The 22,769-nt window shown below is 71.0% G+C and carries 17 protein-coding genes; 13 read left to right on the forward strand and 4 right to left on the reverse strand.

Features of this window, described 5'->3' with window-relative positions:
• Positions 1-151: 151 nt before the first annotated feature.
• The 7 genes from ahcY (at position 152) to addA (ending at position 14,061) form a co-directional block, all read left to right on the forward strand.
• Positions 152-1,552 carry an adenosylhomocysteinase gene (ahcY, locus tag ASF22_RS21010; RefSeq protein ID WP_056176521.1) on the forward strand — a complete coding sequence of 467 codons (1,401 nt, stop codon included), beginning with the start codon at positions 152-154 and terminating at the stop codon, positions 1,550-1,552.
• A 322-nt stretch (positions 1,553-1,874) separates the two neighbouring features.
• Positions 1,875-4,370, forward strand: coding sequence for a PAS domain-containing sensor histidine kinase (locus tag ASF22_RS21015; protein ID WP_056267991.1), 2,496 nt, complete (start codon positions 1,875-1,877; stop codon positions 4,368-4,370).
• A gap of 189 nt (positions 4,371-4,559) precedes the next feature.
• Entirely contained in the window at positions 4,560-6,089 is a 1,530-nt protein-coding gene (tsaE, locus tag ASF22_RS21020; RefSeq protein WP_056176965.1) for a tRNA (adenosine(37)-N6)-threonylcarbamoyltransferase complex ATPase subunit type 1 TsaE, read from the forward strand.
• 4 nt (positions 6,090-6,093) lie between these two features.
• Positions 6,094-6,519, forward strand: coding sequence for a VOC family protein (locus ASF22_RS21025; protein WP_056176527.1), 426 nt, complete (start codon positions 6,094-6,096; stop codon positions 6,517-6,519).
• A gap of 68 nt (positions 6,520-6,587) precedes the next feature.
• Positions 6,588-7,325 carry a nucleotidyltransferase family protein gene (locus tag ASF22_RS21030; RefSeq protein ID WP_056267992.1) on the forward strand — a complete coding sequence of 246 codons (738 nt, stop codon included), beginning with the start codon at positions 6,588-6,590 and terminating at the stop codon, positions 7,323-7,325.
• A gap of 119 nt (positions 7,326-7,444) precedes the next feature.
• Positions 7,445-10,612 carry a double-strand break repair protein AddB gene (addB, locus tag ASF22_RS21035; RefSeq protein WP_244474372.1) on the forward strand — a complete coding sequence of 1,056 codons (3,168 nt, stop codon included), beginning with the start codon at positions 7,445-7,447 and terminating at the stop codon, positions 10,610-10,612.
• On the forward strand, positions 10,612-14,061 hold the full coding sequence (gene addA, locus ASF22_RS21040; protein WP_056267995.1) for a double-strand break repair helicase AddA: 3,450 nt from the start codon (positions 10,612-10,614) through the stop codon (positions 14,059-14,061). The genes addB and addA overlap by 1 nt, the downstream gene beginning before the upstream one ends.
• Before the next feature lie 63 nt (positions 14,062-14,124).
• Here addA and ASF22_RS21045 read toward each other — a convergent pair whose 3' ends face one another.
• Complete coding sequence (locus ASF22_RS21045; RefSeq protein ID WP_056176534.1) at positions 14,125-14,526, reverse strand: hypothetical protein; 402 nt, start codon at positions 14,524-14,526, stop codon at positions 14,125-14,127.
• A gap of 273 nt (positions 14,527-14,799) precedes the next feature.
• On the opposite strand from ASF22_RS21045, the gene argJ reads away from it, so the two are divergent.
• The 4 genes from argJ to ASF22_RS21065 all read left to right on the forward strand — a co-directional run bounded on the left by argJ (position 14,800) and on the right by ASF22_RS21065 (position 18,789).
• A complete protein-coding gene (gene argJ / locus ASF22_RS21050) occupies positions 14,800-16,050 on the forward strand; it encodes a bifunctional glutamate N-acetyltransferase/amino-acid acetyltransferase ArgJ (RefSeq protein WP_056267998.1) in 1,251 nt (416 codons plus the stop codon).
• Positions 16,047-16,784 carry an SIMPL domain-containing protein gene (locus tag ASF22_RS21055; RefSeq protein ID WP_244474373.1) on the forward strand — a complete coding sequence of 246 codons (738 nt, stop codon included), beginning with the start codon at positions 16,047-16,049 and terminating at the stop codon, positions 16,782-16,784. Before argJ ends, ASF22_RS21055 begins: the two co-directional genes overlap by 4 nt.
• Positions 16,781-17,209: a (deoxy)nucleoside triphosphate pyrophosphohydrolase gene (locus tag ASF22_RS21060; RefSeq protein ID WP_056176544.1), complete on the forward strand. Its 429-nt coding sequence runs from the start codon at positions 16,781-16,783 to the stop codon at positions 17,207-17,209. The genes ASF22_RS21055 and ASF22_RS21060 overlap by 4 nt, the downstream gene beginning before the upstream one ends.
• 74 nt (positions 17,210-17,283) lie before the next feature.
• On the forward strand, positions 17,284-18,789 hold the full coding sequence (locus ASF22_RS21065) for a DUF6880 family protein (RefSeq protein ID WP_056267999.1): 1,506 nt from the start codon (positions 17,284-17,286) through the stop codon (positions 18,787-18,789).
• Between the two features lie 90 nt (positions 18,790-18,879).
• Here the strand turns inward: ASF22_RS21065 and ASF22_RS21070 are convergent, their stop codons facing one another.
• Both ASF22_RS21070 and ASF22_RS21075 read right to left on the reverse strand, forming a co-directional pair.
• On the reverse strand, positions 18,880-19,242 hold the full coding sequence (locus ASF22_RS21070; protein WP_056268002.1) for a DUF427 domain-containing protein: 363 nt from the start codon (positions 19,240-19,242) through the stop codon (positions 18,880-18,882).
• Positions 19,239-20,132 (reverse strand): methyltransferase domain-containing protein, encoded by an 894-nt coding sequence (locus ASF22_RS21075; RefSeq protein ID WP_056176560.1) that lies wholly within the window; start codon positions 20,130-20,132, stop codon positions 19,239-19,241. The genes ASF22_RS21070 and ASF22_RS21075 overlap by 4 nt, the downstream gene beginning before the upstream one ends.
• 135 nt (positions 20,133-20,267) lie before the next feature.
• Between ASF22_RS21075 and ASF22_RS21080 the strand changes: the two genes are divergently transcribed.
• Positions 20,268-20,486, forward strand: coding sequence for a hypothetical protein (locus ASF22_RS21080; RefSeq protein ID WP_056176563.1), 219 nt, complete (start codon positions 20,268-20,270; stop codon positions 20,484-20,486).
• Positions 20,487-20,550: 64 nt separating this feature from the next.
• Positions 20,551-21,315 (forward strand): ComF family protein, encoded by a 765-nt coding sequence (locus ASF22_RS21085; protein ID WP_056268005.1) that lies wholly within the window; start codon positions 20,551-20,553, stop codon positions 21,313-21,315.
• Positions 21,316-21,370: 55 nt separating this feature from the next.
• On the opposite strand, the gene ASF22_RS21090 is transcribed toward ASF22_RS21085, so the two are convergent.
• Entirely contained in the window at positions 21,371-22,627 is a 1,257-nt protein-coding gene (locus tag ASF22_RS21090) for an MFS transporter (protein ID WP_056268009.1), read from the reverse strand.
• Positions 22,628-22,769 lie beyond the last annotated feature (142 nt).

A 22,769-nucleotide genomic window follows, 5' to 3' on the forward strand; every position in this document is an offset into this window, starting at 1 on the left:
GGCGGAAGGGGATACGGCGCGCCGACCGCGCGCGGCCCCGACACCGCCACCTTGGAATGCCTCGCATAAAGACATCTTTATGTCTTGATTGCCTCGCATCCCGTCCCCTGCTATAGCCCCCGCCAACACGCAGCAGAGAGACGGAACCCCCATGGCCCAGGATTACATCGTCAAGGACATCGCGCTGGCCGAGTACGGCCGCAAGGAGATCTCCATCGCCGAGACCGAAATGCCCGGCCTCATGGCGACGCGCGAGGAGTACGGCGCGAGCCAGCCCCTGAAGGGCGCCAAGATCGCCGGCTCGCTCCATATGACGATCCAGACGGCCGTGCTCATCGAGACCCTGGCGGCGCTCGGCGCCGACATCCGCTGGGTCTCGTGCAACATCTACTCGACCCAGGACCACGCCGCCGCCGCCATCGCGGCCGCCGGCATCCCGGTCTTCGCCATCAAGGGCGAGACCCTGGAGGAGTACTGGGACTACACGTCGAAGCTGTTCGACTGGCACGGCGGCGGCATGCCGAACATGATCCTCGACGACGGCGGCGACGCCACCATGTTCGTGCACCTCGGCCTGCGCGCCGAGAACGGCGACACCGCCTTCCTCGACAAGCCCGAATCGGAAGAGGAAGAGATCTTCTTCGCCCTGCTGAAGAAGAAGCTCGCCGAGAAGCCCAAGGGCTGGTTCGCCGGCCTCGCCGATTCGATCAAGGGCGTCTCGGAAGAGACCACCACGGGCGTGCACCGCCTCTACAACCTCGCCAAGGAGGGCAAGCTGCTCTTCCCGGCCATCAACGTGAACGACGCCGTCACCAAGTCGAAGTTCGACAACCTCTACGGCTGCCGCGAGTCGCTGGTGGACGGCATCCGCCGCGGCACCGACGTGATGATGGCCGGCAAGGTCGCCATGGTCGCGGGCTTCGGCGACGTCGGCAAGGGCTCGGCCTCGTCGCTCCGTCACGCCGGCTGTCGCGTGCTGGTGTCGGAGGTCGATCCGATCTGCGCCCTCCAGGCCGCCATGGAAGGCTACGAGGTCGTCACCATGGAAGACGCCGCGCCCCGCGCCGACATCTTCGTGACGGCGACGGGCAACAAGGACATCATCACCCTCGACCACATGCGGGCGATGAAGGACCGGGCCATCGTCTGCAACATCGGCCACTTCGACAACGAGATCCAGGTCGCGGGTCTCAAGAACCTCAAGTGGTCCAACATCAAGCCGCAGGTGGACGAGATCACCTTCGCGGACGGCCACCGCATCATCCTCCTGTCGGAGGGCCGCCTGGTGAACCTCGGCAACGCCACCGGCCACCCGTCCTTCGTGATGTCGGCCTCGTTCACCAACCAGACGCTCGCCCAGATCGAGCTCTGGACCAACCCGGGCAAGTACGACAAGCAGGTCTACACCCTGCCGAAAGCCCTCGACGAGAAGGTGGCGCTCCTCCACCTCGAGAAGATCGGCGTGAAGCTCTCGAAGCTCAGCCCCGAGCAGGCCGCCTATATCGGCGTCGCCGAGACCGGCCCGTTCAAGCCCGACCACTACCGCTACTGAGTCGGACGGCGCCCCCGTGCGGGGGCGCCCCCATCCCTCGCGGTTTCGTGAAAAAGCCCGGCTTTCCGCCGGGCTTTTTTCATGCCCGCCCCTCCGCGCCCGGCCGCCCGAGCTTGACCGTACTGTGACTTTTCTGCGGCCTCGGCGGCCCGCGTGCCCGAAACCGGATAAGTCCGGCTTAACCCTCTTCCGGGAGGATTCCGCCTCGCGCTAGTGTGGGGTCGATTCCTCAGGTGGGGTGATCCGCCGACGCCCTTCGGGGCCGGCGGGGAAGCGGTCGCGATGCGCGGCGCGTCAGGGATTCTTGGGGGCGGACCGGATCATGAGGGTCGATCGAACGGCGCGCGCCGTGGTGTGCGCCGGTGCTGTCGTCGTCGCAACCGCCGGTGGAACGGCGCAGGCCGCCGGTCCCGGAACGGACCCGTCCGCCTGGACGAGCGGCCTCGGACCGCATACCCACAACGCCGCCGGCCTCGCGATCCTCATCGGGCTGACGGTGTTCTCCACCATCCTCGCCCTGCTCCACATGCGCGAGCGCGCCCGCTGGAGCGCCCGGGAGGCCGAGCTCACCCACGAACTCACCCACCTGCGCGGCGCCCACGATCGCGCCGAAATGCTGCTGAATTCCGAGCGCCAGGTCATCGTCACCTGGACCGGGCGCGGCCCCGGACTCGTCGAGGGCGACACCGGCCTCGCCCTCGACGGACGGCGCGTCGCGGCCGACGATCCGGCGTACCTGCTCCAGTTCGGCACCTGGCTCCAGCCCTCCGACGCCCGCGACCTCGCCGCCGCCATCGAGGGCCTGCGCGCCCGCGGCACCGGCTTTCGCCTCAGCCTGCGCACCCAGGACGGCCGCTTCGTCGAGGCGCAGGGTCAGGCGCTCGCCGGCCGCGCCCTCCTGCGGTTGCGCGAGACCACGGAAGAACGCCGTGAACTCATAGACTTGCGCCTCACCCTCGAGGAGGCGCGGCGCGGCCTCTCGGCGCTGGGCGGCCTCCTCGACGCGATTCCCCAGCCCCTGTGGCGGCGCAACCGCGACGGGGCGCTGGCCTGGGTCAACACCGCCTACGTGGCGGCCGTGGAAGCGGACAGCCGCGAGGCGGCGCTCGGCCTCGAACTCCTCGACCGGCAGGCCCGCGACCTCATCGCCCGCGACGACGGAGCCCGGACCCCCACCGGCGCCCGCCCCGCCCTGCGCCTCTCCGCCGTGGTGGCCGGCGGCCTGCGCATCCTCGACGTGACCGAGAGCGCGGTGGAGGCCGGGCGCGTCGGCATCGCCGTCGACGTGTCCGAACTGGAGAGCGTGCGCGCCGACCTCCAGCGCCAGATGGACGCCAACGTCCGCACCCTCGACCAGCTGCCCACGGCGGTGGCGATGTTCGACGCCCGCCAGCGCCTGATCTTCCACAACGCCGCCTACCGCCAGCTCTGGGACCTCGACCAGGCCTTCCTCGAGGCCCGGCCCCTCGACGGCGAGATCCTCGACCGCCTGCGCGCGTCGCGAAAACTGCCCGAGCAGGCCGATTTCAAGTCGTGGAAGGCCGACGTGCTCGCCGCCTACCGCGCCGTGGAGGCCAGCGAGGCGTGGTGGTACCTGCCCGACGGCCGGTCCCTGCGCGTTGTCGCCGATCCCAATCCGCAGGGCGGCCTGACCTACCTGTTCGACGACGTCTCGGAGAACATGAAGCTCGAATCGCGCTACAACGCGCTCATGCGGGTCCAGGCCGAGACCCTCGACACCCTGAAGGAGCCCGTGGCGGTGTTCGGCGCCGACGGCCGCCTCACCTTCGCCAACCGCGCCTTCGCCACCCTGTGGCGCCTCGACGCCGCGACCCTGTCCGAGCGCCCCCGCGTCGATGCGGTGATCGAGGCCTGCCGCGCCCTCTCGCCCGACGAGGAGCCCTGGCTCGACATCCGCGGTGCCATCACGGGCCTGGAGAGCCGCTCCGGCCTGACCTGTCGCCTGGAAGTGGTGGACGGCACCGTCCTCGATTGCGCCGCCCAGCCCCTGCCCGAGGGCGCCACCCTGCTCACCCTCATCGACGTCACCGCGAGCGTGAACGTCGAGCGGGCGTTGACCGACAAGAACGACGCCCTGGAGCGCACCTCGCAACTGCGCGACACCTTCGTGAACCACGTCTCCTACGAGCTGCGCTCCCCGCTCACCAACATCATCGGCTTCACCCAGCTTCTCGGCGACGAGACGGTGGGCGCCCTCAACGAGCGCCAGCGCGAGTATTCCGGCCACATCATGCGCTCCTCGGGCGCGCTCCTGGTGATGATCAACGACATCCTCGATCTCGCCTCCATCGATGCCGGCTCCCTGGAGCTGTCGCGCGAGGTGGTCGATGTCCGCGCCACCGTCGAGGCGGCCGTGCGCGGTCTCGAGGATCGCCTCGCCGAGGCCGCCATCGTCCTCGACCTCGACGTACCCGAGGACATCGGCAGCTTCGTCGCCGACGGCAAGCGCGTGCGCCAGATCCTGTTCAACCTGCTGTCCAACGCGGTCGGTTTCTCCGCGCCGGGCCAGCCCGTCCGCGTCGAGGTCCGCCGCAGCGCCACCGAGCTGACCCTGGCCGTCGTCGATCACGGTCCGGGGATCCCCGAGGAGGTCGCCGCCCGGGTGTTCGACCGGTTCGAGAGCAACACCCTGGGGACGCGTCACCGCGGCGTCGGCCTCGGACTGTCCATCGTGCGCTCGTTCGTGGAGCTGCACGGCGGACGCGTCGCCCTCGAATCCGCCCCGGGCGTCGGCACCCGCGTCACCTGTACCTTCCCGATCGCCACCGGCACGACCCGCCGGGCGGCCGCCGAGTAGCGGGCACATCCGATTCGTAAGCCTTCCACGGGACCCTTCGGCCGTCCCGGGGTTTTGGTTAAGGATGCGCGTCTATGATGTTGGACGTCGTGCGGCCCCGCGACGGATCGCGGCCACGGTAGGAGTTGGGTGTTGAACGAGGACGGTGCGGACACGCTTCAGCGTGAGGCGAGATCGGCCTGGGAGATCATGCTTCCCGACGAGGGCGCCACCGAGGATCTCGGCCGCTTCCTGGCCGAACTGCTGGAGCCCGGCGACCTCGTCGCCCTGTCCGGGGGGCTCGGGGGCGGCAAGACCACCCTGGCACGCGCCCTCATTCGCGAGCTCGCCGGTACGCCCGACCTCGACGTGCCGAGCCCGACCTTCACCCTGATCCAGCCCTACGAGGCTGCGGGCGGACGCCAGATCGTCCATGCCGACCTCTACCGCCTGCGCAGCCCCGACGAACTCGTCGAACTCGGTTTCGACGAGATGACCGAGACGGCCATCACCCTGGTGGAATGGCCCGAGCGTCTGGGCCACCGTGAGGGACCGATCCTCACCGTGGATCTCTCCCTGCGGGCCGAGTTCGGCGACGGCGCGCGCTTTGCCCGGATCGACGGCTCAGGCGGCATGGCCGCCCGGCTGAAGCGGGCGCGGGCCCTGCGCATCCTGCTCGTGCGCAGCGGCTGGGACGAGGCCGTGCGCACCCCGATGCAGGGAGATGCCTCGTCGCGCGCCTACGAGCGGCTGATGAAGCCCGACGGGAGCCGCGCGGTGCTGATGGTGTCGCCGCCTCGCAGCGACGGCCCCCCCGTGCGCAACGGCAAACCCTACAGCGCCATCGTCAAGCTCGCCGAGAGCGTCCACGCATTCGTGGGCGTCGATCGCGGATTGCGGGCCCTCGGTTTTTCGGCCCCGCGCATCTACGGCGAGGATCTCGCCGAGGGCCTCCTCATCATCGAGGATCTCGGCTCCGAGCCGGTCACGGATGCGAGCGGCCCACGCCCCGAGCGCTACGCCGAAGCCGTCCGGCTCCTTGCCAAACTCCATGCCACGGAACTGCCCGGCGTGCTGCCGGTGGCGGACGGGATCGACCACGTCCTGCCGCCCTACGACCTCGAAGCCCTGGTGTTCGAGACCGAATTGCTGCCCGACTGGTACTGCCCGGCGATCCGGGGCGCGGACCTGCCCGGCCCGGCCCGCTCGGAATTCGTCGCGCTCTGGGCGGAGGTCCTGGGCAGCGTCATCCCTGAGCGGCCGACCTGGACCCTGCGTGATTATCACTCCCCGAATCTGATCTGGCTGCCCCAGCGTGAAGGTCTGGAGCGCATCGGCCTCATCGATTTCCAGGATGCCGTGCTCGGTCACCCGGCCTACGATCTCGCCTCCCTGCTCCAGGACGCCCGGGTCGACGCCACCGCCGAGTTCGAACTGCGCCTGCTCGGCCTCTACGTCCGCGAGCGCCGCAATCGCGAGCCGGACTTCGATATGCAGGGCTTCGCCCGCGCCTACGCGGTGCTGGCGGCGCAGCGCGCCACCAAGATCCTCGGCATCTTCGCCCGCCTCGACCGCCGCGACGGCAAGCCGGGCTATCTCGCCCACCTTCCGCGGATCGAAGGCTACCTCACCCGCAACCTCGCCCACCCGGCCCTGACCCGCTTGCGCCTCTGGCACATCGAGCACCTGCCCGATCTCGTACCGAAGGCCGCACCGGAGCCGGCGCCCGAGGAGGCCTGAGCCGATGGATCCGCGCCTCACCCTCGTCACCCTCGGCGTCGCGGATCTCGCCCGCGCGGTGAACTTCTACGAAGCGTTGGGCTGGACGCGCTCGGCCTACGCGTCGGAGGGTGTCGCCTTCTTCCAGCTCGGCGGCCTCGTCCTGTCCCTCTACCCCCGCGCGGCCCTGGCCGAGGATGCCGGCGTACCGCCGGACGGCAGCGGCTTTCGTGGCTTTGCGCTCGCCCACAACACCGCGAGTCGGGACGACGCCGACGCGGTGCTGGCGCATGCCGTGCGTGCCGGCGCCAGGTTGGTGAAGCCGGCTCAGGACACGTTCTGGGGCGGCTATTCGGGCTATTTCGCCGATCCCGACGGGGCGCTCTGGGAGGTGGCCTGGAACCCCGGCCTGCTTCCCCTGGCCGACGGCACGGTCCGACTGCCACCTTGACCCGGGGGACCGGATCGTCCTCATCGATTCCTCCCGCGCCCAGACGCGCCATGCGAGACCCCGCTGGAATGTCCGAAACGCCTCCCATCACCCGCGCCTTCGTCCTGGCCGCAGGCCTCGGCAAGCGCATGCGCCCGATCACCGCGACGGTGCCCAAACCCCTCGTCGAAGTGGCCGGGCGCGCCCTCCTCGACCATGCCCTCGACCGCGCGGCGGAAGGCGGGATCACCCAGGCCGTGGTCAACGTCCACTACCTCGCCGACCTCATCGAGGGGCATGTCGGCAAGCGCCGGACCGCGCCCGAGATCGTCGTCTCCGACGAGCGCGACCGGTTGCTGGAAACAGGCGGCGGCGTGAAGAAGGCCCTGCCGCTGCTCGGCGGCGATCCGTTCGTGGTCTTCAACGCGGATTCATTCTGGCTCGAAGGGCCTGACTCGAACCTCGGTCGCCTCGTCGCCGCGTGGTCGCCGCAGACCATGGACATCCTTCTCCTCGTCGCCCCCACGGCCACCAGCCTCGGCTACGAGGGGGCGGGCGATTTCGCCATGGGTTCGGGCGGTCGCCTCGAGCGGCGGGCCGAGCGCGAGGTTGCGCCCTTCATCTATGCCGGCGTCGCGATCCTGAAGCCCGGCTTGTTCGCGGACACGCCCGACGGCGCCTTCTCCCTCAACCTCCTGTTCGATCGCGCCATCGCGGCCGGCCGCCTCTACGGTCTGCGCCTCGATGGCCAATGGCTCCATGTCGGCACACCCGAGGCCATCGTCGCGGCCGAAGCCCGGGTGAAGGCCAGCGCGCCGGTGCCGTAGCGGGCTTCACGCCGCCGCATTGCAAGGGCCGGCCCCGGGTCTATGGTGACCGACGGTTTGCTGAGCGTTCCAACCGGTTGGAACGCGGAGCGAACGAGCCCGCGGCGTGAAGATCGACGGTGAATGACCTGACCCCCGTGCACGACGACGAATCGGCCGCGCCGTCCCACGTCTTCACGATTCCGCCCGGTGCGCCGTTCCTGCCGACGCTTGCCGACGCCCTGCTGTCGGGGCGGCTGGTGGGCGATCTCGGCGACGACCCCTTCGCGCTCGCCGCCGTGACTCTCTACCTGCCGACGCGCCGGGCGACGAAGGCACTCTCGGCGCTTCTGGCCCAGCGCCTGGGGCAGGCCGCCCTCCTGCCCCGGTTGATCCCGCTCGGAGAGGCCGACGAGGCCGAACTCGATCTCGCCACAACGCCGCTCCTCGAGAATGGACCGGATGTGCTCGCGCCCGCCATGCCGGCCCTGGAGCGCAGGCTGATCCTCGCCCGCCTCGTTCAGCAATGGGCGGAGGCCGTGGATCGCACCCTCCTGCCCATGGACGACGACGTGCCCTTCCTGGTGCCGTCCTCGCCCTCCGACGCCGTGGCGCTTGCGGCCGATCTCGAACGGTTGATGGATGCGCTCACCGTCGAGGGGCTGCCCTGGGAGGAGATCGCCGGCGCCGTCGAGGTCGAGTACTCGCGCTATTTCGGCCTGACCCTGAATTTCGTGAAGATCGCCGCCGAGCACTGGCCGAAGATCCTGGCCGATCGGCACATGAGCGACCCCGTGGCGCGTTCGCGCAGGCTCGTCGTCGCCGAGGCCGATCGCCTGCGCCGCGACCGCCCGTCCGACCCGGTGATCATCGCCGGGTCCACCGGCTCGGTCCCGGCGACCACCCGGCTCATCGCGGCGGTGGCCGGCCTGCCTCGCGGCGCCGTGGTGCTGCCGGGCCTCGACACCGACCTCGACGCGGCCGGGTGGGACGCCATCGAGACCGGCGCGGGGTTCTCGAAGACCATCGCCCACGGCCATCCGCAAGCGATCCTGCATCGGCTCCTCGGTCCCACCGGCCTCGACATGCCCCGCACTGCGGTCGTGGTCCTGGGCGAGCCCGGCACGGCGGCGCGCGCCCGCGCGGCGCTCCTCTCGCAGGCCCTGCGCCCGGCCGAGACCACGGAGGCGTGGGCCGACCTCGACGCGGACGCACGCCTGGCGCTGGGCGAGGCCGGCATGGCGGGCCTCGTCGTGATCGAGACCAACGACGAGCGCGAGGAGGCCCTGAGCATCGCCATCGCCCTGCGGGAAACCCTCAAGACGCCCGGCGCCACCGCCGCCCTCGTCACGCCCGATCGGAACCTCGCCGTCCGGGTCGCCGCCGAGCTCGCCCGCTGGGGTATCGTCGCCGAGGATTCCGCCGGCGAAGCCCTGTCGTGCAGCCGGGCCGGGCGCCTCGCGCGCCTCGCCGCCGAGTGCGCCGCCGATCTATGCCCGCGCCGGATCATCACCCTCCTGGCCCATCCCTTCGTCCGGCTCGGCCTGCCCCGGGGCGACGTGGTGCGGGCCGCCGCCGCCCTCGAGATCGGTGCCCTGCGCGGCCCCGCCCCCGCGCCGGGCTTCGCCGGCCTGCACCGCGCGGTCGCCGATCAGCGGAGCGCCACCGGACGCCGCCCCCGGGCCAAGCGCCGCCTCGTCGATCAGGACTGGGACCTGGCGTCGGACATCCTCACCCGCCTGGAGGCCGCCTTCGCGGGCTTCCTACCGACCGACCACGACGGCGTCGGCAACCTCGTCGCCTACGCCGCCTGTCACCGTGCCACCGTCGAGGCACTGTTGGCCCAGCCGCCCGACGGGGCGCCCGAGCCCCTCGATGATGCGTCCCTCGACGTCCTGGACACCCTGTTCGACGATCTTGGAATGGCGGAGCCCGGCGACATGCCGGGCCACTTCACCGATTATCCGGCGTTCTTCACCGCACTGGCCGGCGAGCGGCCGGTGGCCTGCGGCGACGGACGTCCACACCCACGCCTGCGCATCCTCGGCCTCCTGGAGGCCCGCCTCATGAGCGTCGACCGCATCGTGCTCGGTGGCCTCGACGAAGGCGTGTGGCCGATGAAGACCGTCACCGACGCCTTCCTCAACCGGCCCATGCGCGAGCGCGTCGGCCTCAATCCGCCCGAGCGCCGCATCGGCCAGAGCGCCCACGACTTCGTCCAGGCTTTGGGCCATCGCGACGCCGTCATCACCCGGGCGGCCAAACGCGAAGGCGCGCCGACGGTGCCGTCGCGCTTCCTCCAGCGCCTGGCAGCCTTCGTCGGGGACGCGGGCTGGGAACGGGCGGTTGCGGGCGGCAGGCGGTTCACGGCCTACGCCGCCCACCTCGACCGCGGCGGCGGTCCCGTACCGCGCCTCGGACAGCCCAAGCCACGGCCGGACCCGGCCCTCTTCCCCCGGACCCTCAGCGTCACCGAGATCGAGACCCTGGTACGCGACCCCTACGTCATCTTCGCGCGGCACGTGCTCGGCCTCGACCCCCTGGAACCCGTGGCGGCGCAGCCCGGTGCGAGCGAGCGCGGTACCCTGGTCCACGAGATCTTGGGAAAGTTCGCGCAGGCGTATCCGGAGGCCTTGCCCGAGCCCGACATCGCCCGTGATCGGCTCGGAGCCATCGCCAGGGATGAGTTCGCGACGATCTCCAAGACCTATCCGGCGCTCTATGCCGAATGGTGGCCGCGCTACGAGCGGCTCTCGACGCGGTTCCTCGATTGGGAGACCGCGCGCCGAGGCGGCCTCACCCGGGTGTACGGCGAGGTCTCGGGCAAGTGGCTGATTCCGCTGGGCAACGAGACCTTCACCCTGCGTGCCCGCGCCGACCGGATCGAACTCGGCCGCGACGGCACCGCCTGCATTGTCGACTACAAGACCGGCCAGCCGCCGAGCAACAAGGAGGTCTTCGCCGGGTTCTCGCCCCAGCTCACCCTGGAGGCGGCCATGCTCATGCACGGCGCCTTCGACGGGCTGCCCCGGACGCCCGTCACGCCGGACCTCATCTACGTGTACGCGTCCGGCGGGCGCAAACCGTTCGAGCCGCTCCCCGTGAAGCCCCCGAAGGGCGAGGACCGCGAGGTCGCCGCCATCGTGGCCGAGCACGAGGGCCGCCTGCGCGGTCTCCTCGCCCGCTTCCTCACCGGCGAGGCGGCCTACACCTCGCGCCCCTACCCGAAATTCGCCAAGTCCTACGGCGATTACGACCATCTCGCTCGGGTGCTCGAATGGTCGCTCGGTGGGGAAGAGGAAGCCTGATGACGGCGCATTCGCAAAGATCCTTCGTCGTCGACGATCTCACCCAGGCGTCGCAGCGCCGTGCCGCCGATCCGCGGGCGTCGGCCTGGGTCTCGGCCAATGCGGGGGCGGGCAAGACCAAGGTGCTCACCGACCGGGTGGTGCGCCTGCTGCTCGACGGCGCTCCTCCGGCGCGCATCCTGTGCCTCACCTTCACCAAGGCGGCGGCCGCCAACATGTCGATCCGGGTGTTCCGGGTGCTTGGCCGCTGGGTCACCCTCGATGCGGCCACCCTGACCCGTGAGCTGACGGCGCTCACCGGCGCGCCACCCTCGCGCGAGACGCTGCAGGTGGCACGCCGCCTGTTCGCCCGCGCCGTGGAGACGCCGGGCGGCCTCAAGATCGAAACCCTGCACGCCCTGTGCGAGCGCCTGCTGCACATGTTCCCGTTCGAGGCCAACGTACCGGCCCGCTTCGAGGTGTTGGACGACGATCACGCGGATGCGGCCTTCGCGGCGGCTGTGGATGCGGTCTACGCCGCGGCGATCTCGGCGCGCGCGGACCACGCCCTTTCGGCCGCATGGGCCATCGTCAGCGCCGAGGCGACGGGCGACACCCTCCGCCGCACCCTCCGCACCGCCATGCGTGCACGCGGCGTGCTCGCCGAACGCGGTGGGCTCGAACGGTCGTTCTCGGCGCTCGCCGGTGCCCTCGACCTGAAGGCGGGCGAGACCGTGGTGGATGTCGAAGCCCGCATTCTCGCGGGCGGCCTCGGCGATCTGACGGACTTCGCCGCCCGCCTGCGCACTGGCAAGTCCACGGACGAGGGACTGGCCGACAAGCTCCGCGAAGCCGAGGCGGCGGAGGGATCCGAGCGGCTCGGTGCGTACCGCGCCGTATTTTTCACCAAGGACGGCAGTCCGAAGGCCGACCGGAGCCTGGGCACCAAGGCGGTGCCGGAGGAGGTTCGACAGGCTCTCATCGAGGAGCGCGACCGGATCGCCCCCCTCGACGATGCCCTGCGCAGCGCGCGCGCGCTGGAGCGCACGCGCGCGCTGTTCACCCTGGCGGTCGAGATCCACCGCCGGGTCGAGGCCGAGAAGGCGCGCCTCGGGGCCCTCGATTTCGACGACCTGATCCACAAGACCCTCGACCTCCTGGCCCGGGTCGATTCCGCCTGGGTGCTGTACAAGCTCGATCGCGGTGTCGATCACGTCCTCGTCGACGAGGCCCAGGACACCAATCCGCTTCAGTGGGAGATCCTGCGCCGGATCACCGCCGAGTTCGCCGCCGGCGAAGGCGCCCGCGACGTGGTGCGGACGCGTTTCGCCGTGGGCGATCCCAAACAGTCGATCTACAGCTTCCAGGGCGCCGAGCCCCGTGAGTTCGAGACCACCCGCAAGGAATGGATCAAGGCGGCGGCCGCCGCCGACCTACCCTTCGAGGACGTGCATCTCACCCTGTCGTTCCGCTCGACGCGCGGCGTCCTCGGAGCCGTCGACGCCACCTTCAAGATCCCCGAGCATTATGACGGGCTGTCCTTCGAGGACGCGGCCGTGGGCACCGTCCACTCGACGGCACGGGCCACCGCGCCCGGCGCCCTGGAACTCTGGCCGGTCGCCGAACCACAGCCCGAGGTCGAACCCGATGCCTGGGCCGCGCCCGTCGATGCGCCCGAAGCCAGCGCTCCGGCGGTGGTCACCGCGCGTCGCGTTGCGCGGGCGGCCGCGACATGGACCACCGCGGGCGACGAGACCGGGCGGGTTTGGCGTCCCGGCGACATCCTCATCCTCGTGCGCAAGCGCTCCGTCGCCTTCGAGGAGGTGATCCGCGCCATGAAGGCGCTGGGCGTGCCCGTGGCCGGCCAGGATCGCCTCGACATCGCCGCCCACATCGCCGTCAACGACCTCGTGGCGGTGGGCCGCGCCGGACTGCTGCCCGCCGACGACCTGACGCTGGCGGGCGCCCTCAAGACACCTCTGGTCGGCTTCGACGACGACGATCTCGTGCGGATCGCCGCGCGGCGCGCCGAATCCGAGACCCTGGAGGACGCGCTGGCCCGCCATGCCGCCGCGGGCGACCCCGCGGCGATTCGGGGGCAGGACGCCTTGCGCCTGTGGATTCGCCTGGCCGGCTGCGAAGGCCCGTTCGGCTTCTACGCCGCCATCCTCGGTGCCCATGGGGGGCGCCGCGCCCTGGTCTCGCGGCTGGGCGGCGAGGCGGGCGACGCCATCGATGTGTTCCTTACGACCGCCGCCCAGGCGGAGCAGGCCGGCGAGGCGGCGTCGCTCGGCGGGTTCCTCGCCCGCTACGCCACGGTGCCGGGGCGGGGAGAGGCCGGACACACCGTGAAGCGCGACCTCGAATCGGGACGCGACGAGGTCCGGGTGATGACCGTTCACGGCGCCAAGGGCCTGGAAGCACCCTTGGTGGTGATCATCGACGGCAGCGAGCCGCTGGGCCGCAACGATCCCCCGCTTCTCACCCTCGCGGGGGGCCTGCCGCCGGTGTGGTCGAGCGCCAAGACCTACGACAGCGAACCCATCGGCGCGGCCCGGGCCGGCCTCCAGGCCCGGGCCCGCGAAGAGCATCATCGCCTTCTCTACGTCGCCATGACCCGGGCGGCGGACCGCCTCGTCGTCGCGCCCTATCGCGGCCATGATTCCGGGACCGAGACCCCCTGGTGCGAGATGATCCGGCGGGGCGTCGAGGCGGATATCGGACCAGGCACCACACTGGAACGGCCTTACGGCCCCGTCACCGTCTGGCACGAAGGCAGCACCGCTGTATCCCAGGCGGCGGTCGCGATCGTAGGGCCCCAGGCCGAGTCCGTACCCTCCTGGCTCGAAACCCCCGTCCCCGACGAGGCCGAGGCTCCTCCCCCCGTGAGCCCGTCCGGAGCCCTTGCGGCAGCCGATCCGAGGCGTGAGCCCGGACGGCGTCTCGGCGATGCGCAAGCGCGGCGCCGGGGCGTACTCATCCACTCGCTGATCGAGCATCTGCCGCGTCTCGATCCACGCAAACGCCGGGCCGCCGCGACCCGGTTCGTACATGCGCGTGCGCCGACCCTCGACGATGCGACGCGCAAAGCGATCGTCACCGCCACGATGCGGCTCTTCGATCATCCCGATCTGGAACCGCTCTTCGCCCACGGTGCCCGGGCGGAGGTGACCCTGTCCGGGCGCGTCGTGGTGCACGGGGTCGAGCGCCCGGTCTTCGGCCGGGTCGACCGCCTCGCCATTGGTCCCGATGCGGTGGTGGTGGCCGATTTCAAGACCGGTCGTGCCCCGGCCGAGGATGCACCCTTGCCGGAGGCCGAAACCCGCCAGATCGCCCTCTATGCCGCGCTTCTCGCCCAGATCTTTCCGGGGCGCCGCATTGTGCCGATGCTGGTCTGGACTTCGGGACCGACCCTGCGTCACCTGTCCGCGGATGAACAGGCCATGGCCCTCGGCAAGATCGCGGCTTGAAGCCGAGGCCGCTTGGACGCGACCGTCGATCGTCACGAGATCGTGGAGGTGGGGCCGACCGACTCAGGTCCGGGCCGCCAGGGCCTCGCGCACGGTGATGGCGACCGCATCGGTGCGTTCGGCAGCGACCACGTAGAGATCATCCGTATCGAGACCGGTCGTTTCCACATCGACATGCGGGGCATCGCTGGCGAAGACGATGCGCAGGTCGGGGCGCAGGGCACGCGCCTCCAGGGCGAGCTGCACGCAGCCGAGTTCGCCCGTGAGGCTGAGATCCGTGACGAGGACATCCACCGGCAGGCCGAGTGCCAGAACGGTCATGGCGTCCACACCGCAATCCACCGTCGTGGTTGCGTAGCCGGCACGGCGGATCTGAGCAGCAACGTCATCGCGCCAATGCTTCTGGCGCCCCGCTATCAGGACTTGGACGCCGTAGGCGCCACCGGATGAGGCGGCCTGTTCCATGGTCGAGACTCCCCATGCGCGCCTGGCCATACCGTGATCGACACCTCGAATGGGTTGCATTGCAACATGCTAAGCCACGCCGGGCGGGCGACACAAGCCCAACTCGCGCTTTCCAGCTGGTCACCGATGAGGCAATCCGCCAGCCGGTCGACTCGTTCCCCCAGGTACGCCGTTGACGGCGAGAGCCCCGTCGGGGCAACACCGCCCGGCCGCTCGATTCGACGCCCGGGATCACCCGCGCTCGAAGCGGCCGACAGCCGGAGACCGACCCCGATGGCATCCGCCAAGACCGTTCCCGTCTCGCCGCTGGCGCCCAAGCATCAGCCGGATCTCCCGGCCATCGCGGGCGTCGGTCTCGCCACGGCGCAGGCCGGCATCCGCTATTCCGGACGCACGGACGTGCTCTACGTCGCTCTTTCCGAGGGGACTGAGGCCGCCGGCGTGTTCACCCGCTCGCGCTGCCCCTCCGCTCCCGTGGATTGGTGCCGGCACGCCCTGGGGAGCCAAGGCGCACGCGCCCTCGTGGTGAATTCCGGCAACGCCAACGCCTTCACGGGCGCACGGGGCCGCGAGGCCGTGGAGCTGACCGCCGCCATCGCGGCGCGCGCGGCGGACTGCGCCTCCGAGGCGGTGTTCATCGCCTCGACGGGCGTCATCGGCGAGCCCCTCGACGCCACGAAGTTCGAGGGCGTGCTCGCCGATTGCGCCACCCGCACGGAGGGCGGTGCCGCCGCCTGGAGCGCGGCGGCCCAGGCGATCATGACCACCGATACGTTCCCGAAGCTCGCCACGCGCCAGGCCAGCATCGACGGCACGACGGTGACCCTCAACGGGATCGCCAAGGGCGCCGGCATGATCGCCCCCGACATGGCGACGATGCTGAGCTTCGCCTTCACCGACGCCGCCCTGCCGCAAGTGGTGCTGCAGGCGCTGCTCACCGCTGGAACCGTGAAAAGCTTCAACTGCGTGACGGTGGACGGCGACACCTCCACCTCCGACACCCTGATGCTGTTCGCGACGGGTGCTGCGGGCAACGCTGCCATCACCGACGCGGCCGACCCGCGCCTCGCCGACTTCCGGGACAAGCTCGACGATCTCCTGGTGGAACTGGCCCAGCTCGTGGCCAAGGACGGCGAGGGCGCGCGCAAGTTCGTCACCGTGCAGGTGGAAGGCGCCACCAGCGACGCCTCGGCCCATCGCATCGCCCTATCCATCGCCAACTCGCCCCTGGTGAAGACGGCGGTGGCCGGCGAGGACGCCAATTGGGGCCGGGTCGTCATGGCGGTGGGCAAGGCCGGCGAGCCGGCCGACCGCGACCGCCTCGCCATCTGGTTCGGCGATGTCCGGGTCGCCCGCGAGGGCGCCCGCGACCCGGATTACAGCGAGGATGCGGCGAGCGCCGTGATGCGCGAATCCGACATCGAGATCCGGGTCGAACTCGGCCTCGGCGACGGTACGGCCCGTGTGTGGACCTGCGATCTGACGCAGGGCTACATCGCCATCAACGGAGATTACCGCTCGTGAGCGCCCGCGTCGGCACCTTGGCGCTCGCCGCCCTCGCCGTTGCCTGGATCGCCCCTGCGGGCGCCGAGGAGGCGCCCACCCTGAAGGACGGTCGCATCCATGTCGTCGGGCGGGCCAGGGCCGAGACCGCGCCGGACTTCGCCTCCGTGGAGATCGGCGTCGAGGCCAAGGGCGCGACGCCAGCCGTCGCCCTCGATGCAGCGAGTTCCGCCGCCAAGGGGCTCGGCGCGCTCGCCGAAACGTTCAAGGTGCCGGAGGCCGATATCGGCACCACGGCGGTGACCCTCCAGCCCGTGACCCGGAGCGTGCGCCAGCCCGACGGCAGCGTCAGCGAGCGGGCCGACGGCTACCGCGCCTCCAACACCATCCGCCTGCGGCTCGCCGACATGGGCCGCCTCGGCGATCTCATGCGCCGCGCCCTCGAGACCGGGGCCAACCGGATCGAGGGCGTCAGCTTTGGCCTGCGCGATCCCGACGCCGCCGAGGCGGCCGTGCGGGTCGCCGCCATGAAGGACGCGACCATGCAGGCGACGCGTCTGGCCGAGGCCGCCGGTGTCACCCTCGGGCGCGTCGTCGCCATCCGCTCGCCGGCCGAGGCCGGTTCGTCCCCCTATGCCCCGATGCCCGCCCCGATGGCGGTGCGCTCCAAAGGCCGGGGCGCCCCCGTGCCCCTCGTCGCCGGCACCATCGAGACGGCGGCCGACGTGTCGGCCACCTTCGCCATCGCGCCATGAGCGCCCCCGCACCCACGCCGTTGCGCATCCTCCTCGTCGTCGCCGTGGCCCTCGTCGATACGGACGGCCGGGTGCTCCTGGCCCAGCGCCCGCCGGGCAAGCAGCTCGCCGGCCTGTGGGAGTTCCCCGGCGGCAAGGTCGATCCCGGCGAACGTCCGGAGGAGACCCTGATCCGCGAACTGCACGAGGAACTCGGCATCGCCGTGAAGGAGGCCTGCCTCGCGCCGCTCACCTTCGCCAGCCACGCCTATCCCGACTTCCACCTCCTCATGCCCCTCTACGTCTGCCGGCGCTGGGACGGGATCCCGCGCTCCATGGAGGGGCAGGCCCTGAAATGGGTGCGCCCGCGCGACCTGAAGGACCAGCCGATGCCGCCCGCCGACGCGCCGCTGATCCCGTTCCTCGTCGATCTCCTGGGCCCCTGAAAGGGTCCCCGGGGCCTTGATGTCACAGGCATCCCGCGACATCGTGCGGGCCTGACCGGGAGGGCGATGCGAGTATGGCGCGCAAGGCGGCGACGAAGCAGGCGGCGCCCGAGTCGGCCGTAAAGCCGGCGGCCAGACCCAAGCGCGCCGCGCGAAAGACCGCGCCCAGTTCCGAGACCCTGACCGAGCTCGGCCTGGACCGGCTGATCCGCCTCGTCCTCGACGAGACCGGGCGCAACCCGGCCTTCAAGAAGCTGGTCACGGCGGCCGTGGCCGGGCTCCAGGGACCCGAAGCGGTGGCGGCCCTCATCGACCGGCGCCTCACCGCCCTGGAGCGGGCCGCCGGCTATATCGACTGGCAGAAGCGCCGCGCCTTCGCGGCCGACCTCGACGCCACGCTGACCACCATGGTGACCGAACTCGCCCCCCTCGACGCACGGGCCGGCCTCGACCGGCTGCTGCGCTTCCTCGCCGCCGCGCCCGGCGTGCTGGAGCGGGTCGACGATTCGAACGGGCAGGTCCACGGCGTCTTCGACCGCGCAGCCGAGGCGGCGGCCGCCCTGGGCAAGAGCCTCGATCCCGCCGAAGCGGCGGCCTTCGCCCTGCGCCTCGTGCCGATGCTGGAGGCGGACGGCTACGGCCTTGTCGAGGATCTGCTCCATGGCCTGATCCCGGGGCTGCCCGAGACCGCCTGCGCCCGGCTCGACGCGGGTCTGGCCGAAGCCGTGCCGCCGCGCCAGGCCAAGGCGAAAGGCGCCCAGGCCTGGGGACAGCAGGTGGCGCGCGGCCGGACCTTACGCCTGCGCCAGATGCTGGCCGACCGGCGCGGCGACGTCGATGCCTTCGTCGCTCTGGAACGCGAAGTCGCGCCCGAGCGCCCCGATCGGACGGAGATCGCCGAACGCCTCCTCGGGGCCGGGCGCCTCGACGAGGCCCTCGACTGGGTGCGTCGCCCGCAGAAGCGCGGTCTCGTCGTCGTCACCCGCGAGCAGATCGTCACCGGCCAATTCGACCCGGAAGCGCCCGACCGCGCCCGGATCGAACTCGAAATCCGCATCCTCGACGCCCTCGGGCGGGGCGCGGAGGCGCAAGGCCTGCGCTGGGGGCAGTTCGAGCGCAGTTTGGATGCCGGGATGCTCAGGGCGCACCTCGCCAAGCTGCCGGATTTCGAGGACGAGGAGGCCCTGGAGCGCGCCTTCGCCCACGCCGCCGCCCATCCCGACCCCTACCGCGCCCTGCACTTCTTCACCCATTGGCCCAAACCCGACCGGGCTGCGCGCCTCGTGGCCGCGCACACCTGGGACGGGTGCCGCTATGAAATCCTGGTGCCGGCGGCCGAGGCCCTGGAGGCCAGCGAGCCCCTGGCCGCCGCTCGGCTCTACCGCCTCCTCGTCGACGATATCCTGGAGCGCGGGCGCTCGGCCGCCTACGGGCACGGCGCGCGCCACCTCGCGACCCTGGACGCCCTCGACGCCCGCCTCGACCCCGGCGCCCTGGTGCCGGACCACGCGGCGTATCGCGCCGCCCTGCGCAAGACCCATGGCCGCAAGGCCGCGTTCTGGTCGCAGGTGCGCGAGTGATGGTGCGCGAGTGATCCTGCGGCCGCTTGATCGAAGCCCGAATCCGCAATCCCGAAGGGATCACCCGGATTTGCTCGGAGCCGCCGGCCCTTACGGCACGACTTCGATGGCATCGACCCGGTCGGGATAGAAGGCGAGGTGATCGCGGATTGCCGCGACCGCCGGATACGGGGCCTCGTAGCTCCACACGGCGTCGGGCCGTTCGGTGCCATCGACGGACAGGCTGAAATAGCTGGCGTCGCCCTTGTACGGGCAATGGCTCCGGCGAGAACTCGGCACGAAATGGCTCCAGATCGCGTCGCCGCGCGGGATGTACAGCACAGGCGGATAGGAGGCCTCGGTCAGGACCAGGGCGGCCCCGGTCTCGGCCACGGTCACGCCGGCGACCCGCACGCGGACCCGTCCGGCATGGGGCGCGAGGGTGATGGGATGCTCGGGGCTCGGCTGCTTCATGATGGACTTCCCATGGGATCGTGTTCCGTGGTGCCGAGCGCCTCGGCCAGCCGGGTGCGCGCACTGCCGGGCTTGAGCGGCACCTGCTGGCTCGCATGCGGTGCCCAGCCGGAGAGCCACAGGATCTCGAAGGTGGCGCGCACGCGCCCGTCCGGATCCGAGAAGCGCTCGGCGTAGAGTGCCGCCGCCCGCATCAGGGTGGCCCGACGCAGGGGGGTACGACGGCGCTCGGTGAGCACGTTGGTCAGCCCCATGGCACGCAGGTCCCGCATGAGGGCGAAGGGATCACTGTAGCGCACCGTGAGCGTCTCGACGTCGGTCACCGGCAGGGCGAAGCCCGCCCGTTGCAGGAGGCTGCCCATCTCGCGCACCTCGGCGAAGGGCGCGACCCGGGGGCTGACCCCACCTTCGATCTCGCTCTCCGCTTGCCCGAAGGCTTGGCGCAGTTCCGTGAGGCTGCGCCCACCGAGGAGGCAGCCGACGAACAGCCCGTCCGGCTTCAAGGTCCGGCGCAACTGCGCCAGGGCGCCCGGCAAGTCGTTGACGTGCTGGAGGGCGAGCAGCGACACGGCGAGATCGAACGAGCCCGGCGCGAACGGCAAAGCCTCGGGATCACCCATCGAGAGCCCGACGCCCGGCACCGTCTCCGGACCGGGTGCGAGACGCAGAACCGTTTGACATCGTCCGCTCGTCCGCAAGCGCAGGGCGGCGTCCGGTGTCGGGGATCCGAGATCGAGAGCCCGGTCGAACCGGCGCAGCACCGCGCCCAGGCGGTCGTCCAAGTCGTCGATGGTTCGGGCAAGGAGGAAATCGGCGTAGCCGGCCCGTCGCGCGCGGGCGAGGCGCGTCCGGGCGAGGGCGGTGTCGAACAGGGGCGGCGGTCGCGTCATCGTATCCCGAGCATCAGGGTGATGTGCCCGAACATGGCGCTTCACCCGCCCGGGGACCAGCGCTCGCGGCGACGGAACGCCGAGGCCGCCCCGGATGTTCTCAGTCTCACACGTTCACCGGAAGGCAGTATCGCCATGAGATCCATTCTGTTCGGGACAGTTCTGACCGTCGCTGCCCTGGTCGGCACCTCCGGCGCAGAGGCGAAGGGCTGCCTCAAGGGCGCCGTCGTCGGTGGTGTCGCCGGTCATGTCGCCGGCCACGGCGTCCTTGGCGCGGCCGCCGGTTGCGCCGTCGGTCGCCATCAGGCGAACAAGCGCGACCGTCAGCAGCAGACCCCGCCGCCCGCCCGCTGAAGACCGGCCGCGACCGCCCACAAGGCGGTCGCCCTGAAAGGGAGGACGGCGTAGGCTGCACGGCATGGTTGCCGTCCTCCGCCGCGTCCTCGCTGGCCTGCGTGCCGCTCGGGGCATCGCCTTGGGCCTCGTCTATCCACCGATCTGCCCGGGTTGCGGAGCCGCCACAGCCCAGCCTCACGCCCTTTGCCCCGCTTGCTGGTCGCAGCTGAGGCTCATCGAACGGCCCTATTGCCAGCGTCTCGGCACACCTTTCGCCGTCGATCACGGGACAGGGCCGCTGCTCTCGCCCCGCGCCATGGCGGACCCACCGGTCTTCGGCCGGGTCCGGGCGGCGGTGCTCTACGATGGTATCGCCCGCGATCTCGTCCATCGCCTCAAGTACGACGACCGCCTCGATCTTGCGCCGACGCTCGCCCGGATGATGGCAGGTGCCGGCGCCGAACTCGTCCGTGAGGCCGATTGCCTCGTGCCGGTGCCGCTGCACCGCTGGCGCCTCTGGCGCCGCCGCTTCAATCAGGCGGCTCTTCTCGCCCAGGGGCTCTCCACGCTCACGGGGCTACCCGTCGAAGTGCAGGCCCTCGCCCGCGTGAAGGCGACGCGCTCTCAGGTCGGTCTCTCCCGGGCCGCCCGGGCGCGCAATCTCCAGGGTGCCTTCCGGGTGCCGGAGGCCGCCCGGCCGAGGCTCCAGGGCCGGCGCGTGCTTCTCATCGACGATGTCACCACCACCGGAGCCACGGCCAACGCCGCCTCGCGCGTGCTCCTGCGCGCCGGAGCGGCCAAGGTCGACGTGCTCACCTTCGCCCTGGTGGCGGGCGAAGCCCTCTGATCGTGAGACGAAAACGGAGGCCCGAAGGCCCCCGAATCGTGCTTCCGCCTCTGCTTCAGGCGGTGACGGGATCGAGACGCCCCGCCTTGGCGGCCTCGGGCGACGCCGGCTCCAGCACCTTGCCGCGCGGACCGACCCAGGCGCCGACCCACTTGCGCTGCCACAGGAGCAGGCAGCCGAGCACCACCGCGGCGAAGGCGGCGTAGCCGACGAAGCCGTAGGCGAACGAGCCGGTATACTGCTTCGACAGGCCCATGACGTTGGGCAGGATCGCGCCGCCGAGAGCGCCCACTTCGCCGATCATCGAGCCGGCCACGGCGGTGTTGGCCGGCCAGCGCAGGGGCACGAGCTGGAACAGGGCGCCGTTGCCGGCCCCGAGGGCGGCAAAGCACAGCATGAACAGGAGCGTGGTGACGACGAGGGACGGCGTCGCGGTCAGCAGCAGGAACGACGCGACGGCGGCGAGCAGCACCACGGACAGGACGAGGATGCCGCCCATGCGATCGGCGTAGTAGCCGCCCACCACCCGGATACCCGAGCCCATCAGGGCGGCCAGCATGGTCAGGCGCCCGGCCTCGACCTTGGTGACGCCGAACTGCTCGTAGAAGAACGTCGGTAGGAAGTTCGACAGGCCGATGAAGCCGCCGAAGGTGATGATGTAGATGAGGTTGAACGACCAGCCGTCCTTTTGGAACAGGCAGGCGATGTGCTCCTTGAACGACTGGTGCTCGGCATCCGGCGGCTCCTTGGCGAAAAGGATCATCACCACGAGGGGGATCGCCATGACGCAGCCGGCAAATCCGTAGACCGTCTGCCAGCCATAGGCCTGGGCCAGCGGCGGCGCGAACAGCACGGCGAGCACGGTGCCGGAATTGCCGGCCCCCGCGATGCCCATGGCCAAGCCCTTGTGTTCCTTGGGGAACCAGCCCGACCCCAGCGACAGGGCGACGCCGAACGAGGCGCCGGCGATGCCGAGGAGCACGCCCATGGCGAGCACGTCGTTGTAGGTGTGGACGAAGAAGAACCCGTAGGCCATCGCCGCCATGATGATCGACATCTCGGTCACCGCGGCGTTCTTGCGGCCGATATACTGGGCGAGGATGCCCAGCGGAAAACGCATGATCGCGCCGGCCAGGATCGGCAGCGAGATCATGAACCCGGTCTGGGCCGGGCTGAGCCCGTAGGTTTCGGTGATGAACGGCCCCATGGCGCCGTTCAGGACCCAGATCGCGAAGCAGAAATCGAAGTATAGGAACGCGGCGAACAGGGTCGGGGGGTGACCGGATTTCATCACGGTCTTGAAACTGGCCATGGAGTGCTCGTCTCGAGGTTCGCGGGTCCGCGCGGCGCGCGGTCACTGATGCCAAGGGATTCGGACTCGCGCCGTCCGCCTCGCGGGGCGCCGTTGCCCTGCCTGCCGCCGTGACGGCAACGGGAACGAGAAAGCATCGGCC

The sequence above is a fragment of the Methylobacterium sp. Leaf87 genome (assembly GCF_001422775.1).
In the GTDB taxonomy this organism is placed as follows: domain Bacteria; phylum Pseudomonadota; class Alphaproteobacteria; order Rhizobiales; family Beijerinckiaceae; genus Methylobacterium.

Coding starts and splice junctions, on each gene's coding strand:
- ahcY (WP_056176521.1), top strand. CDS start 152: ATGGCCCAGGATTACATCGTCAAGGACATCGCGCTGGCCGAGTACGGC.
- ASF22_RS21015 (WP_056267991.1), top strand. CDS start 1,875: ATGAGGGTCGATCGAACGGCGCGCGCCGTGGTGTGCGCCGGTGCTGTC.
- tsaE (WP_056176965.1), top strand. CDS start 4,560: ATGCTTCCCGACGAGGGCGCCACCGAGGATCTCGGCCGCTTCCTGGCC.
- ASF22_RS21025 (WP_056176527.1), top strand. CDS start 6,094: ATGGATCCGCGCCTCACCCTCGTCACCCTCGGCGTCGCGGATCTCGCC.
- ASF22_RS21030 (WP_056267992.1), top strand. CDS start 6,588: ATGTCCGAAACGCCTCCCATCACCCGCGCCTTCGTCCTGGCCGCAGGC.
- addA (WP_056267995.1), top strand. CDS start 10,612: ATGACGGCGCATTCGCAAAGATCCTTCGTCGTCGACGATCTCACCCAG.
- ASF22_RS21045 (WP_056176534.1), bottom strand. CDS start 14,526: ATGGAACAGGCCGCCTCATCCGGTGGCGCCTACGGCGTCCAAGTCCTG.
- argJ (WP_056267998.1), top strand. CDS start 14,800: ATGGCATCCGCCAAGACCGTTCCCGTCTCGCCGCTGGCGCCCAAGCAT.
- ASF22_RS21060 (WP_056176544.1), top strand. CDS start 16,781: ATGAGCGCCCCCGCACCCACGCCGTTGCGCATCCTCCTCGTCGTCGCC.
- ASF22_RS21065 (WP_056267999.1), top strand. CDS start 17,284: ATGGCGCGCAAGGCGGCGACGAAGCAGGCGGCGCCCGAGTCGGCCGTA.
- ASF22_RS21070 (WP_056268002.1), bottom strand. CDS start 19,242: ATGAAGCAGCCGAGCCCCGAGCATCCCATCACCCTCGCGCCCCATGCC.
- ASF22_RS21075 (WP_056176560.1), bottom strand. CDS start 20,132: ATGACGCGACCGCCGCCCCTGTTCGACACCGCCCTCGCCCGGACGCGC.
- ASF22_RS21080 (WP_056176563.1), top strand. CDS start 20,268: ATGAGATCCATTCTGTTCGGGACAGTTCTGACCGTCGCTGCCCTGGTC.
- ASF22_RS21085 (WP_056268005.1), top strand. CDS start 20,551: ATGGTTGCCGTCCTCCGCCGCGTCCTCGCTGGCCTGCGTGCCGCTCGG.
- ASF22_RS21090 (WP_056268009.1), bottom strand. CDS start 22,627: ATGGCCAGTTTCAAGACCGTGATGAAATCCGGTCACCCCCCGACCCTG.